A 14,818-nucleotide genomic window follows, 5' to 3' on the forward strand; every position below is an offset into this window, starting at 1 on the left:
TCAATCAAACCGTTGACGTGGAGATAACGGTGTATCGTGCAGTTACAGAGAGCGGGGAAGGCTGAGAGCCTCGCACAACGCAGAACATCAAATGGACCACTGAGGGCGCAGTCAAAGGAAAGCGATCTTTCTGAGTATTCTGCGACGTGACGCATACGTCAGTTGCGAGGGATATGTTTGTATCCTGCTAAGTGTACAGGGGTTTTCTCTGTAAATGAAGGTGGTACCGCGGGCTAGTAATTTTTGCGCTCGTCCTTGATTAATTTATATTAATCTTGGGCGGGCGTTTTTTTATTACTTAAAAAGCGCATAAATAGGTGTGGACGCTGATTGGTGCTGGCTTGGGGGTGGAGGCGTCACTGCGTACCGACCAATTGTTAATCTGTTGTTCGCTGCAGGATCGGACATGCTCCGCCGTGCTCGCCCCGATGCGTACAACATGATGTAATAATTGTCGGTACTGGCTAGTGTTGAGTTTGAGTTTTTGCTCATCCCTTTGCGAAAATCCGCACAGAGCTCACAGCAGTATATTTAAACATTAAAAACCAACGAACGAAAGGATACGATTATGATTAAACCATCGATGGAAGAGGCCAGAGGGTATTGCGGGGATTATCAGAGCATCCCGATTAGTCTGGAGCTGTTTTCAGATATCAAGACACCGATTGAGGTGCTGAAATGTTTAAAAGCCACGGGCAAAAAGTGTTATTTGCTCGAAAGTGTGGAGGGCGGAGAAAAATGGGGGCGCTATTCGTTTCTGGGCTTTGACCCGACCCTGGCAGTGAGCTGTCTGGACGGCGAAGTGGTGGTTAAAAACGGCAAGACCCGGGACATTCTCGCCGATGATCCGCGGTCGGTGCTGCGGGAAATTCTGGCGGGATGGAAAAGCCCCAAGCTGGATTTTCTGCCGGTGTTTACCGGTGGCTTTGTTGGCTATATTTCCTATGATTTTGTTAAATACAGCGAAACCAATCTGGTGCTGGAAAATGAGAATGCCGAGAACTTTGATGACATGAATCTGATGCTGTTTGATAAGGTCATCGCCTATGATCACCTGCGCCAGAAAATTGTGGTGATTGTCAATATTAAAACCGACAACTTTGAGGCGAACTATATCAACGGGGTGATTGCGCTGAAGGAAATTGAAGCCTTAATTAAAAATTGCAGTAGCACCGTGGCCTTCCGGGGTCAGGTGACCTCGGAGTACCGCTCACTGTTTACTAAAGAGTATTATTGCGAGATGGTCGAAAAAACAAGAGAGCATATTTACCAGGGCGATATTTTCCAGGCAGTGATTTCCAACCGGCTGGAAGCGGACTTTGAGGGCGATCTGCTGTCGGCCTATCGGGTGCTGCGAACCGTTAATCCCTCGCCGTATATGTTTTATATCGACTTTGATACGATTCAGGTGGCCGGGGCGTCGCCGGAAACGCTGGTGTCGCTGAAAAATTCCAAACTGTCGACCTTTCCGATTGCTGGCACCTGTCCCCGGGGCGAGACGCCGGAAGAGGACGAGGCCCTGATTGCCGAGTTGCTCAAGGACGAAAAGGAGCTCAGTGAACACAATATGCTGGTCGATCTGGGCCGCAACGATCTGGGCAAGGTCAGTGAATTTGGTTCAGTGAAGGTGGAAACCTATCAGGAGGTGGTCCGCTACTCACATGTCTCGCACATTTCTTCCACCGTCACCGGGCGGCTTAAAGAGGGACTGGATCAGCTCGATGCCCTCGGGGCAGTGTTGCCGGCGGGCACCCTGTCCGGAGCGCCGAAAAAACGGGCGATCGAAATCATCAATGCGTTAGAAGGCCAGAAGCGCGGCGTCTATGGCGGGGCGGTGGGCTATATCGACTTTTCCGGCAACATGGATATGTGCATTGCGATTCGGATGGCGGTTCGCAAAAACGACAAGGTTTATGTCTCCGCCGGCGCTGGGATCGTCGCGGACAGCATCCCGGAAAATGAATATAATGAATCCCGAAATAAGGCCCAGGCGATGTTTGAAGCCCTGGATCGGGCCCAGGAGGTGGAATAATGATTTTACTGATTGACAATTACGACAGCTTTTCCTATAACCTGTATCAATATGTGGGGATGATCAATCCCGATATCCGGGTGATCAAAAATGATGAACTGAGTCTGGCCGAAATCGCCGTCCTGGCACCGGATCATATCATTGTCTCGCCGGGGCCGGGCCGGCCGGCCGATGCCGGGATCTGTGAAGAGGTGATCGAATATTTTAAGGACAAAACCCCGATTCTGGGGGTCTGCCTTGGCCATCAGGCCATCTGCGAGGTGTTTGGCGGCACCATCATCTATGCCAGCACCCTGATGCATGGCAAAAGCAGCAACGTCCATATCGCCAATGGCAGCCCGATTTTCCGGGGTCTGCCGCCGATTATTGCCGCCGGCCGCTATCATTCCCTCAGTGCCGAGCGCAGCAGTCTGCCGGATGAGCTGCTGATTATCGCCGAGGATGACGAGGGCGAAGTGATGGCGGTGAAGCATCGCAGTTATGACGTTTACGGGGTCCAGTTCCATCCCGAATCGATCCTCACCGATTCGGGCCACCGGATGATTGAGAACTTTTTAAAGATAGGAAATGAGCAATGATTAAAGCAGCGATTTATGATATTGTCAACGGCAAGGACCTGTCCCTGGAGCGGACCCGGGAGGTCATGGATCAGATTATGAACGGCCAGGCCACCAACGCCCAGATCGCATCGTTTCTGACGGCGATGCGGATGAAGGGCGAAACCATCGATGAGATCACCGCCTGCGCCATGGTGATGCGTGACAAATGCACCAAGATTTTCCCCAAAACCGATGTGCTGGACATTGTCGGCACCGGCGGCGACGAGGTGGCGACCTTTAATATTTCGACCGTCTCGTCACTGGTGATTGCCGCCGGTGGGGTGCCGGTGGCCAAGCACGGCAACCGCAGCGTTTCCAGTAAATGCGGATCGGCGGATCTGCTGGAAGCCCTGGGCGTGAACATTGAACTGTCGGCCGAAAAAAGCGCGGTGCTGCTCGACGAGCTGGGGATCTGCTTTATGTTTGCCCCGACCTATCACGCCTCGATGAAATACGCCGGACCGGTCCGCAAGGAACTGGGGATCCGGACGATCTTTAATATTCTCGGCCCGCTGGCCAACCCGGCCGGGGCCAATATGCAGCTGCTGGGGGTCTATGACGAAAACCTGGTCGAACCCCTTGCCAATGTGCTGAACAAGCTTAATGTCAAGCGGGGGATGGTGGTTCACGGCCACGACGGCCTGGACGAGATTACCCTGACCGACACCACCACCATCTGTGAAATTGCCGATGGCAAGATCAACAGCTTTTTTATCACCCCGGAACAATTGGGGCTGCAGCACTGCGAATTGCGTGATCTGATCGGTGGCGAAAAAGAAGAAAATGCCGTCATCGCCCGGGATATTCTTAATGGCAAAAAAGGTCCCAAGCGCGATGTGGTGGTGCTGAATTCGGCCTTCTGCCTGTATATGTCCCACAATGATATCACCCTCCGGGATTGTGTCAGGATGGCCGAGGAGATTATCGACTCCGGCAAGGCTAAGGCCAAGCTGGACGCGTTTGTCAAACGCAGCAATGAGCTGGCCATTGAGGTGCTGGCATGATTCTGGATCAAATTGTGGCGGCCACGGCCAAACGGGTGGCGGTGCTTAAAGAAACGACCGCTCTGGAAACTCTGAAAAGTCAGGCCAAACGGTCGGAAAACCCCTTTGCTTTTGAGCAAGCCCTGGCCCGGAAACAAACCGCCGGGGAAATTGCCTTTATCTGCGAGGTTAAAAAAGCCTCGCCGTCCAAAGGCGTGATCGCGGCGGATTTCCCTTATCTCGAGATCGCCCGGGACTATCAGGCCGCCGGGGCCGATGCGATTTCGGTGCTGACCGAGCCGGATTTTTTTCAGGGGTCCAATGATTATTTGACTGAAATCAAGGCGCAGGTAAGCATCCCGGTGCTGCGTAAAGATTTTATTATCGATGCCATTCAGATTTATGAAGCCAGTCGGATCGGCGCCGATGCGATATTGCTGATCTGTTCGATTTTAGATACCGAAACGATCCGGGAATACATTGAGATTGCCGATACGCTGGGACTGTCGGCCCTGGTGGAAGCCCACGATGAAGCGGAAGTGAAGCAGGCCCTGGCCGCTGGCGCCCGGGTGGTTGGGATCAATAACCGCAATCTTAAAACCTTTGAGGTGGATCTAAACAACAGCATTCGGCTACGACAATTGGTGCCGCCGGAAATTCTGTTTGTTTCGGAAAGTGGGATACGTACCGCGGAAGATATCGCGAAACTGCGGGAAAATGGGACCAATGCGGTTCTGATCGGCGAAACATTAATGCGAAGTGGGGATAAGAAGGGGGCGCTGGATCAGCTGCGGGGGTAGCTGCTGACTGCTGACTGCCGTACCGATCAATTGTTAATCTGTTGTTCGCTGCGGGATCGGACAGGTTTATCAACCTGTTCGCCCCGATGCGTACAACATGATGTAACAATTGTCGGTACTGGGTTTGTATTGGAATCCGCAGTTCAAGGGGCGGGTCGTACCCGCCTGGAACGTGGATCTAAGACCAAACGTTTATTATAAAATCAGCGACGAATGGACTAAAGAACGAGGAGAATACCATGACAAAAATAAAAATCTGCGGCTTATCCCGCTTAGAAGATATTGCGGCGGTGAACGCGGCCCAGCCGGATTATATTGGCTTTGTCTTTGCCAAAAGTAAGCGCCAGGTCGATTTAGAAACGGCGCGAGCGTTAAAACAGGAACTGGATCCTGGCATTGCCGCGGTGGGGGTTTTTGTCAATCACCCGGTGGCCGAGATCATTGCCCTGGCCGCGGCGGGCATCATCGATCTCATCCAGCTCCATGGCGATGAGGGCGAGGCCACGGTGCGGCTCTTGCAAACCCAAACTGGTTTGCCGGTGATCCAGGCTTTCCGGATCAGCAGTCCGGCCGACATCCAGGCCACCGCCGCCGATTACCGGCTCTTTGACACCTACGACCCCAGCCAATATGGCGGTTCCGGGGCGGCCTTCAACTGGGATCTGCTTCAGGGTGTTACCGGCGATTTCTTTCTCGCCGGCGGCCTCAACAGCAGCAATATTGCCGCCGCCATCAACCAGGTCAATCCCTACTGTGTCGATTTAAGCAGCGGCGTCGAAACCGACGGGGTGAAAGACCGGGACAAAATTATTGAAATTGTGGAAATGATCAGGAAGATTAACCGTTAATAAAAGATCCAAATAAAAGCACTGACGCAGAGCATTATTTAGTAGGGGCGGTCATTGACCGCCCGGAACGTCGATCTTATGTTAATACGTCAATTTTAAAAATCAACAGCTCTCAGGCGATTGATAATCGCCTCTACGAACCGAGATTGACTACATTGTATTATTTATATACTCTATGGAATAGTATTATTGCATTGGACTGGCACTACCGCCATAACACAAGATACGAACAATCATAGCTTCGCTGTCGGTTCCCAAAAACAATTTTGTGAATTTAAAAAACGAACCTTGTAATTAGCATAACCAAGTACCGACAATTGTTACATCATGTTGTGTGCCTCAAGGCGAACAGTTGCAGACTGAACTTAATATTTCAACGTTGTTTATATGCAACTGTACGAATTTTCGCGAAGGCAACAAGCCAATCACAAGCTTGCTTGTAGTTGGCGACTGCCCGTGAACCAAAGAGAAAGGAGCGAAGCGTATTTCTCGTGGTGTGCGCATTCAACAGATTAACAATTGGTCGGTACGCCAGCGAAGTGCCAACCTCAAGTTCACCCAAAATTGTCCTCAAAACCGTCAGCAAAGCTCACGGCAGTCCAATAAAGGACGATACGAAAAAGGAGAAAGAAAATGAGTAAAGGAAAATACGGGATCCACGGGGGTCAGTACACACCAGAAACCCTGATGAATGCCATAATTGAAGTGGAAAAAGCCTACGAACACTATAAAAACGATCCGGCCTTTCAGGCCGAGTTAACCGAATTATTGAATGAATACGCTGGCCGGCCCTCATGGCTTTATTATGCCAAGAAAATGACCGCCGATCTGGGCGGGGCCAAGATTTATCTCAAGCGCGAAGATTTAAACCATACCGGCTCCCATAAGATCAACAACGTGTTGGGTCAGGCGCTGCTGGCCAAGAAAATGGGGAAAACCCGACTGATTGCCGAAACCGGCGCCGGTCAGCATGGCGTTGCCACGGCCACCGCCGCGGCCCTGATGGGTTTTGAATGCGAGATTTTTATGGGCAAGGAAGACACCGACCGTCAGGCCCTCAACGTCTTTCGGATGCGGCTGCTGGGTGCCACGGTTCATGTGGTCACCTCCGGGACGATGACCTTAAAGGATGCTGTTAACGAAACCTTCCGGGAATGGACCACCCGGGTGGACGACACCCATTATGTGCTGGGTTCGGTGATGGGACCCCATCCCTTCCCGGAAATGGTTAGGGATTTTCAGAGTGTCATCAGCCGTGAAGCCCGGGAGCAGATTCTTACAAAAGAAGGACGCCTGCCGGATGCCGTGATCGCCTGTGTTGGCGGCGGCAGCAATGCTATCGGTGCTTTCTATAACTTTATTCCTGATGAGTCCGTCCGGCTGATCGGCTGTGAAGCGGCGGGCCACGGGGTCGATACAGAAGAACACGCCGCCACCATCGCCCGGGGCAGCCTGGGGATTTTTCATGGCATGAAGTCCTATTTCTGTCAGGACGAATACGGCCAGATCGCCCCGGTTTACTCCATTTCGGCCGGGCTTGATTATCCCGGGATCGGGCCGGAGCATGCCCATCTCCACGACAGCAAACGGGCCGAATACGTGCCGATCACCGATGACGAGGCCGTCGCGGCCTTTGAATACCTGTCGCGCACCGAGGGGATTATTCCGGCCATCGAATCGGCCCATGCCATTGCCTATGCCATGGTGCTGGCACCGACAATGAGCAAAGAGCAGATCATAATTGTCAATGTATCCGGCCGGGGTGATAAGGATGTGGCGGCAATTGCCCGCTATAAGGGGGAAGATATCCATGAATAAGATAACGAATATCGAAAATAACACCATTTCGCAGATCTTTGCGGACCAGAAAGCCTTTATCGCCTTTTTAACCGCCGGTGATCCGTCTTTAGATAAAACCGAGGAATTTATCCTGGCGATGGCTGCGGCCGGAGCCGATCTGATTGAAATCGGGATTCCGTTTTCGGACCCGATTGCCGAGGGGCCGGTGATTGAAGCCGCCAACGAGCGGGCCCTGCGGGTCGGCACCACCACCGATGCGATCTTTGCGATGGTCGCCCGGGTCCGGGCCCAAACGGGTATTCCGCTGGTTTTTTTAACCTATATGAATCCGGTGTTTGTCTACGGGGTGGAGCGCTTTTTTGCCGCCTGTCAGAATAATGGGATTAACGGCATCATTATCCCGGATCTGCCGTTTGAAGAAAAAGGCGAGATTTTAAGCGTCGCCCAGGCTCATGAGGTCGATGTGATTACTCTGATCGCCCCGACCTCCCAGGATCGCATTCAGATGCTGGCCCGGGAGGCGACGGGCTTTATCTACCTGGTCTCGTCGCTGGGGGTCACCGGGGTCCGCAGCGAGATCAAAACCGATCTGGCCGCGATCATTGCCGACATCCGCGCGGTGACTCAGACGCCAGTGGCGGTGGGCTTTGGGATCGCCACCCCGGAACAGGCCACGACGATTTCTCAGCTCGCCGATGGCGTCATCGTCGGCAGCGCCATCGTCCGGATCATCGCCGAGCACGGCGCCGCGTCCACCGGCCCGCTGACCGACTACGTCCGCAAGATGAAGGCGGCACTGGTTTAAGGGGCAGGGATGGCGTGAGATACCGTACCGACCAATTGTTAATCTGTTGTATGCGCACAATTCGTACAGTTGCGTATTCAGTGATTATTATAGCAACAGCGAGTTTTCGCAACTGTTCGCCTTGAGGAACACAACATGATGTAACAATTGTCGGTACTGGGTTTGTTTTCTAGCAGTGCTTTTGGTACTGAATACTGACCCATAGATGAAGGTTGCGCTGCGAGGTACAGGCAGGATAACGTCATGGTTTAAGTATAGCGTTAATCATCATTCAACTGATTATAAAAGCATACAAAATTTACAAAAGATTAACATAAATTTTATCCAGCAACCCCCAACCCTATTGACAGATCGAAAAATTACCTGTCGGGTTCGTAAATTTTATTGAATTGTGGGAACCACACCAAAAAAGATCTCTTGATATCGTTTTTTTATCTTCAAAATGGGTAAAAACGTGTTATAGTATGGTTTAAGGTATGTACAATTGCAAGTGAATAAACATCGAACAATGATTGCTTTGCGTTTAGTTTCCACAAACAATTTCGTAACGTGTAGGCGAACAGGCGATAGCCTGTACGCCGTACAGTGTAGAAATTCGCGAAGACAACGAGCCAATCACAAGCTTGCTTGTAGTTGGCGACTGCCCGCGACAAAGAAGAAATTCGCAGTGCGATTTCTTCTAGTGTTTCGTGCGAAACTGAATGCAAAGCTCACGGCCCTTGTGCACGTACCGGACTAATAATGTTTATAGGAGGAAGTCTTATGAAAAAGTTTATTAACGATGTAGAAAATGTGGAAAATGAAATGCTGGAAGGTATCGTTCTGGCCCATCCTGAATACGTAGCCCGTCTGGAAGGTTTTGATGTGCTGGTCCGCGCTGACAAAAAAGTTGGCAAGGTTGCTTTGGTAAGCGGCGGCGGCAGCGGTCATGAACCATCCCATGGCGGATTTGTCGGTAAAGGGATGCTCGACGGTGCTGTAGCAGGCTCTGTATTTACTTCTCCCACACCAGACCAGGTATTCGAAGCGATCAAAGCGGTTGATGCCGGACAGGGTGTATTATTAGTTATCAAGAATTATACCGGTGATATCATGAACTTCGAAATGGCCGCTGAACTGGCTGAAGCCGAAGGCATTAAGGTTGCCAACGTGGTTACCAATGATGATGTTGCTGTTGAAGATAGTCTTTATACCACTGGCCGTCGCGGCGTGGCTGGAACTGTTTTTGTTCATAAAATTGCCGGCGCTAAAGCTGAAACCGGCGCTAGCCTGGATGAAGTTAAGGCGACCGCTGAAAAGGTTATAGCCAACGTTCGCACCATGGGTGTGGCACTAAAACCGTGTACCGTTCCCGCGGCTGGAAAGCCGGGCTTTGAACTGACGGAAGATGAAATGGAACTGGGCATCGGGATCCATGGCGAACCGGGAACCGAACGAAAACCAATCCAGACGGCTGATGAAATTGTTGATTACCTGATGGAACGGATCTTAAAAGATATGGATCCAAAGGCAGGCGACGAAGTTGCCGTGATGATCAATGGTGCCGGCGCCACCCCACCAATGGAACTGTATATCTTAAACCGTCGGGTTTCGCAGATCCTGGCTGACAAGGGCGTTAAAGTCTTCAAAACCTTCGTTGGCGATTACATGACCTCCATCGACATGGCCGGTGCATCCATCACCTTATTAAAACTGGACGCTGAACTCAAAGACTTATTACTGGCCCAAGCTGATACCATCGGCTTCAAAATGTACTAAAAATAACCACCAAACATAGAAACGAGGAAAATACATGGCAACAAAGGCAGAAGTGCTGGATTTTATTCGGGTTTATGCGGATAAGATGGCAGAACATCGACAAGAATTGACCGATTTTGATCAGGCAATCGGTGACGGCGATCATGGCATTAACATGAGCCGGGGATTTAAAGCGGTGATGGAAAAATTACCGACGGTTGAAGAAAAAAATATTGATGATATTTTAAAAATGGTGGGGATGACGCTGGTTTCCACAGTTGGTGGAGCCTCCGGGCCCCTGTATGGCACGGCGTTTATGAAAGCCGGGGCGGCGGTTAAGGGTAAGGAAGAATTATCTAGTGAGGATGTGATTCTGGCTTTTGATGAAGCCGTCGGCGGGATTCAGTTCCGGGGCAAGGCCGTCAAGGGTGAAAAAACCATTCTCGACAGCATGATGCCAGCTATCGATGCCATTAAAGCCAGCATTGCCGCCGGCAAATCGATGCGGGAAGCCCTGATCAATGGGGAAGCGGCCGCCTGGGATGGCGTCGAGTATACCAAAACGATCATTGCCACCAAAGGCCGGGCCTCTTATCTGGGGGAACGCAGTATCGGTCATCAGGACCCCGGTGCGACTTCGATGGCTTATGCTTTTCAGGCGGCCCGCGAAGTCGCTGAGAAGGCGGGTAAATAAGCGATGGTCGGAATTGTAGTTGTTTCTCACAGTCAGAAAATAGCTGAAGGCGCGGTTGAACTGGCCCGCCAAATGGCTGCTGATGCCAAGATAGCTGCTGCCGGCGGGATGGCTGACGGCAGCATCGGTACCGACGTCGCCAAAATTTCCGACGCCATTGAAGCCGTTGATGAAGGCGATGGCGTGGTCATTCTGGTTGATCTCGGCAGTGCCGTGATGAGCTCGGAAATGGCCATCGAAATGCGGGAAGGCGGCAGTCAGGTCAAGATCATTGATGCGCCCATCGTCGAAGGCACCATCTTTGGCGCGGTTGAAGCCTCCATTGGCTCATCCTTCGATGAAGTCGTCGAAATGCTGGCCACCACCAAAGCCTATAAAAAATTCTAATCAAGATCACAACAACACAGGCACCCCGGGCAACCGGGGTGTTTTGTCTCTAATAATACGGCTTTTCGTAGTTTGAATCGAACAATGATTGCTTTGTGTCGGTTTCGCAAACGATTCTGTACGGCGTACAGTGTAAGAATTGTTTCGCGCAAACCGGTGGCAAAGCTCACGGTTGTTTGGGAATAACAGATTAACAATAGGTCGGTACGGTAGCGACAAACGATCCGTGGATCTCCCACCATCCTGATGTCTTTTTGAAATACAAACAACCGTGATTTAACGAAAATTGATGAAATTTCTGGGGAATTGTGGTATACTACTTTTAATAATGTAGTCAACCAATTTTAGGCTCAGGGGAGTGTCACTTGAGCGTGCCACAGTCAGGAAAGGGGAACGAATATGGATCCAATCAGTTTAAATGCCGTCGAATTGCAGGGGCCGGCCACATCGCTGTCAAAGAAAATTGATGCGGTTACCATTAAACCCACCGGTGACAGTGTCAACGCCCAGAATGCTGCCAATGAGGCCAATTCTTACTACAAATACGACACCATGGAACTCAGTCGGGAATATGTCGGGTATCGGATGAAGAGCGAAAATGCCACCGTCAACAGTGATACCGATCAGCAGAGTTCCACCATTGACCAGAAAGCGGCCCGGGTCAAGCCGGATGAAGAAGATTACGTTGACAAAAAAGAGCCCAAAAGCCAGCTGGCTGAGGAAGATGAACCGGAAGACGAGCAGGTATCCGGCAATCAGCTGGGCGGCTACACCAGTTCGGAACTCAAAGGCCTGGTGTTGTCCGGCAAAATTACCGTCGCGGCCTATAATGCCGAAATGAAAAGCCGCGCGGATGATAGCCAGCCCGCTGAACCGCAGCAACCGAAAAAACTAGTGCTGGGACAGACCAGCCGCAAAGCCGCCAACAGTTTATTCTAATGCTTCGATTGTCAAGCATAAATCCATGGAAAGAAGCGATAGCCCGGATCTCAATCATCCAGTGGAATGCTTCTTTTTTTAATGCGCTGTTTCCGGAGCGGTGATGATTTGTGTTTTCCGGTTTCATTTTTTTATTATTCGTGTTATATTATTTCTGTTGCCCTTTTTACAATGAAACAAACTGATCATTAAAAAACCTCATAAGGATGTGAACCAATGAACTCTGCAAATCTGGCAATCGCCATCCTCTTCACCGTCTTAGCCGGCTTGTCAACCGGAATCGGGGGGCTGATTGTGCTGCTTTTTGAAAAAACCAATACCAAACTTTTATCCGTGGCGCTGGGTTTTTCCGCCGGCGTCATGATTTATGTCTCCTTTGTTGAGCTGTTGTTTGAGTCCCGGCGCCTGCTGATTCTCAATCTCGGCCCGGAAACCGGGGTCTGGGTCAATGTCATCGCTTTTTTTGGCGGGATGTTGCTGATTGCCATCATCGATAAGCTGGTGCCCTCCTACGAAAATCCCCACGAGACCCATATGCTCGAAGAAGCCGCCTCCTGCCCCGTGGATGGCAGTCAGAAACTGCTGCGGACCGGGATTTTTACCGCCGTCATCATCGCCATCCATAATTTTCCCGAAGGGATGGCCACCTTTGTCTCTGCCATTCAGCAACCCTCACTGGGGTTGGCGATTGCCATTGCCGTGGCGATTCATAATATTCCCGAGGGGATGTCGGTGGCGATACCGGTTTTCTGCGCCACCGGGTCCCGCAAAAAGGCCCTCGGCTGGTCGCTGTTTTCGGGGATGGCCGAACCAGTCGGGGCGATTGTTGCCTATTTTATCTTGCTGCCCTTTCTCAACGACACCGTTTTCGGGATCCTCTTTGCCGGCATCGCCGGGATCATGGTGTTTATCTCCCTTGATGAGCTGCTGCCCACGGCCAGGGAATACGGCGAACACCATCTGTCGATCTACGGGCTGATCGCCGGGATGATGCTGATGGCGCTGAGTCTGATCGTGCTGATGTAGGGGATCACGGCTCATTCAAAAACAATCTCTGGGACATTGCCACCCCTATTTATATCAATGATCAGCGGATGGGGCATATTTTTCTGGGCCAGTTTTTACGAGGATGAGCCCATCGACTATGACTTTTTCCGCGACCAGGCCCGCCGCTACGGCTCTGATGAAGCAGCCTATATGCAGGCGCTGGAGCAGGTCAGAGCCTTTCTGAGCGAACAGCGGGGCGCGATGTTTGACCCCGTGCTGATTGATATTTTATTTGCCATCTGGGACCGGATTCTGGAAATCAAGGACGATCTGTCGGATCATGACTGAGCGGGCAGTGTGAGCAAAATGAAACTTTACGAACTACAAGCAGATTGAGGAGAAAGAATGTTTATTATCTTACTAAACTACATTAAACCGATCGAAGTGGTGGAGGCAGTGATCCCCGCGCATATTGAGTATCTCGAGCGTTATTATCAGTTGGATAAATTTGTTTTGTCCGGCCGCAAAAGTCCCCGGACCGGTGGGGTGATTCTCTGTCAGGCCAAAGATAAGGATGAGGTCTGGGCGATTATCGCCGAAGATCCTTTTTATCTGGAACAGGTGGCCGACTACGATGTCCTGGAATTTCTGCCGACCAAAGCGGCGGCGGGGCTTGAACGGTACCTGGTGTAGCGACCAACAAACAACGCGTCAAACAAAAAGCCCTTCCGGCTGATCAAGCGGTAGGGCTTTTTTGTTTGGGAATTTGCGGGAAACGCTTGTAAAATTGCCAGACAGTTGGCGAATCGGTTGAATCTTAATGGTTTCTCAAGTAAAAAAATAAAAAAAGAAGCGATTAAAGATTTAAACTAGGCTGATTTTAAATATCAAGAAAGCGGAGGAAAGGTCTACCGCAAACAGATCGTCCGTAAATATCTGCGCGCCGATCACGTCGAGATGCATCAAATAAAGGACTGCTTTGTCACCGAAGCGCTGGGGATTTTCAACTGGGCCCTGGCGGGACTGACCCGCTACCGGTCAGTCAGAAACGCTTCTGGATGGAGCTGAAAGAAAGTTTTGGCATGGTGGAAAGAGAGAAGGATTCACTGTCAAGAAGGTCGATTTAAGTCGGGATTGATCTGGAAGAGTTAGCAGATTTAGGCTGATGATGAACAAAATGAGACAAAGTGGCGAAATCGCTAGCGTAAAGACCCTTAAAACGAAGGGGTTCCGAAGCTTTCGAAGGGGTTCCGAAGGGCACAAACGGCTGTAATAAAGGATTCAAAGGGGTCGAAGGCTTTTTTTTGTAAACTCAGCTCTGGCGAAAAAAAATAAAATATTTCCAGTAAACCGACTTTTTTTAGCCCCAAACCCCTTCGAACCCTTCGGAATTGGTACTTTGATCTCAAACCAGCGGTTGCTTATAAAAAAATACCGCCGTGTCCACGCGGCTTACCACCCCTACGTACCACTAACCCAGAAAGAAGGTGCCGGCGTCCCGATCCCGCGGCGCCTCAAACAGGTGGTCGCTGAACTGGGGCAGGAAGACCCGCCGCAACCGCGCAAAAATCCCCCCAACGACAGTTAAACCGTCATTGGGGGGATTTCTTAAGGTCATGAATTCACATGAATGGCGTGGTTTTAGGCGTGGGTGCCGATTTTTTTGTCCATACCGGAGATGTGCTTGGTCAGCCAGTCAACGACCATCTGGTTGGCACCGATAATCACTGAAATATTACCACCAGAGGTATCATAAGCGGCTTTTAATTTGGCCAGCTCGGCGATAAAATTTTTGTGAGCGGTCTGCTGTTCAGCCAGGCCGGGGTAATTGATGCTCTTCATATAGGCTTCTTCGTCACTGAAATGCTGTTTGGTATACGCATCCAAAAAGTTCAGCAGTTCACCGACTTTTTCTTTGGATTTGCCGGTTTTGCCGGCTTCAAATAGTTCATCGGCCATTTTAAATAATTGTTGATGCTGTCCGTCAATGCTGTTGACTCCGACTGATAAATCCTGGGTCCATACGATTGCCATAGTAAAATCCTCCGCGTGTATAAAATTATGTTGGTTGATTATTAAATTAGTTATGAGTAAATTATAACCTGTGACGGCACAGAAATCAAGAGTGATTCTAAATTAAATACAAAAACGTTCGTTCAAGCTTCGCTGCCGGTTTACGCCAAACAATTTCTACTACACGTTACGAA

15 protein-coding genes are annotated in these 14,818 nt (G+C 50.6%); 14 read left to right on the forward strand and 1 reads right to left on the reverse strand.

The genetic code is table 11. The features are described from left to right. The first annotated feature begins 568 nt into the window (after positions 1-568). The 14 genes from trpE (at position 569) to ABGU93_RS07625 (ending at position 13,304) form a co-directional block, all read left to right on the forward strand. Positions 569-2,032 carry an anthranilate synthase component I gene (trpE, locus tag ABGU93_RS07560; RefSeq protein ID WP_347412868.1) on the forward strand — a complete coding sequence of 488 codons (1,464 nt, stop codon included), beginning with the start codon at positions 569-571 and terminating at the stop codon, positions 2,030-2,032. After that, entirely contained in the window at positions 2,032-2,610 is a 579-nt protein-coding gene (locus ABGU93_RS07565) for an aminodeoxychorismate/anthranilate synthase component II (RefSeq protein ID WP_347412869.1), read from the forward strand. The genes trpE and ABGU93_RS07565 overlap by 1 nt, the downstream gene beginning before the upstream one ends. Next, the gene (gene trpD / locus ABGU93_RS07570) at positions 2,607-3,635 is read left to right on the forward strand and encodes an anthranilate phosphoribosyltransferase (protein WP_347412870.1); all 1,029 of its coding nucleotides are present in this window, start codon (positions 2,607-2,609) and stop codon (positions 3,633-3,635) included. Before ABGU93_RS07565 ends, trpD begins: the two co-directional genes overlap by 4 nt. Next, complete coding sequence (gene trpC, locus ABGU93_RS07575) at positions 3,632-4,414, forward strand: indole-3-glycerol phosphate synthase TrpC (protein WP_347412871.1); 783 nt, start codon at positions 3,632-3,634, stop codon at positions 4,412-4,414. Before trpD ends, trpC begins: the two co-directional genes overlap by 4 nt. 239 nt (positions 4,415-4,653) lie before the next feature. Next, positions 4,654-5,262: a phosphoribosylanthranilate isomerase gene (locus ABGU93_RS07580; RefSeq protein ID WP_347412872.1), complete on the forward strand. Its 609-nt coding sequence runs from the start codon at positions 4,654-4,656 to the stop codon at positions 5,260-5,262. 633 nt (positions 5,263-5,895) lie between these two features. Continuing rightward, a complete protein-coding gene (gene trpB, locus ABGU93_RS07585) occupies positions 5,896-7,080 on the forward strand; it encodes a tryptophan synthase subunit beta (protein WP_347412873.1) in 1,185 nt (394 codons plus the stop codon). Next, on the forward strand, positions 7,073-7,867 hold the full coding sequence (gene trpA, locus ABGU93_RS07590) for a tryptophan synthase subunit alpha (protein WP_347412874.1): 795 nt from the start codon (positions 7,073-7,075) through the stop codon (positions 7,865-7,867). Before trpB ends, trpA begins: the two co-directional genes overlap by 8 nt. A 762-nt stretch (positions 7,868-8,629) precedes the next feature. After that, complete coding sequence (gene dhaK / locus ABGU93_RS07595) at positions 8,630-9,625, forward strand: dihydroxyacetone kinase subunit DhaK (protein ID WP_347412875.1); 996 nt, start codon at positions 8,630-8,632, stop codon at positions 9,623-9,625. Positions 9,626-9,659: 34 nt separating this feature from the next. Continuing rightward, positions 9,660-10,298 (forward strand): dihydroxyacetone kinase subunit DhaL, encoded by a 639-nt coding sequence (gene dhaL / locus ABGU93_RS07600; RefSeq protein WP_347412876.1) that lies wholly within the window; start codon positions 9,660-9,662, stop codon positions 10,296-10,298. Positions 10,299-10,301: 3 nt separating this feature from the next. Then, positions 10,302-10,685 carry a dihydroxyacetone kinase phosphoryl donor subunit DhaM gene (gene dhaM / locus ABGU93_RS07605; protein WP_347412877.1) on the forward strand — a complete coding sequence of 128 codons (384 nt, stop codon included), beginning with the start codon at positions 10,302-10,304 and terminating at the stop codon, positions 10,683-10,685. 399 nt (positions 10,686-11,084) lie between these two features. Then, the gene (locus ABGU93_RS07610) at positions 11,085-11,624 is read left to right on the forward strand and encodes a hypothetical protein (protein ID WP_347412878.1); all 540 of its coding nucleotides are present in this window, start codon (positions 11,085-11,087) and stop codon (positions 11,622-11,624) included. 216 nt (positions 11,625-11,840) lie between these two features. Further along, entirely contained in the window at positions 11,841-12,650 is an 810-nt protein-coding gene (gene zupT / locus ABGU93_RS07615; protein ID WP_347412879.1) for a zinc transporter ZupT, read from the forward strand. A 57-nt stretch (positions 12,651-12,707) separates the two neighbouring features. After that, positions 12,708-12,959 carry a hypothetical protein gene (locus tag ABGU93_RS07620; protein ID WP_347412880.1) on the forward strand — a complete coding sequence of 84 codons (252 nt, stop codon included), beginning with the start codon at positions 12,708-12,710 and terminating at the stop codon, positions 12,957-12,959. Between the two features lie 57 nt (positions 12,960-13,016). Beyond that, the gene (locus ABGU93_RS07625) at positions 13,017-13,304 is read left to right on the forward strand and encodes a YciI family protein (RefSeq protein ID WP_347412881.1); all 288 of its coding nucleotides are present in this window, start codon (positions 13,017-13,019) and stop codon (positions 13,302-13,304) included. A 948-nt stretch (positions 13,305-14,252) separates the two neighbouring features. Here the strand turns inward: ABGU93_RS07625 and ABGU93_RS07630 are convergent. Continuing rightward, positions 14,253-14,645 carry a bacteriohemerythrin gene (locus ABGU93_RS07630; protein WP_347412882.1) on the reverse strand — a complete coding sequence of 131 codons (393 nt, stop codon included), beginning with the start codon at positions 14,643-14,645 and terminating at the stop codon, positions 14,253-14,255. Positions 14,646-14,818 lie beyond the last annotated feature (173 nt).

The organism is Acetobacterium sp., from assembly GCF_039830195.1.
Lineage (GTDB): Bacteria > Bacillota > Clostridia > Eubacteriales > Eubacteriaceae > Acetobacterium.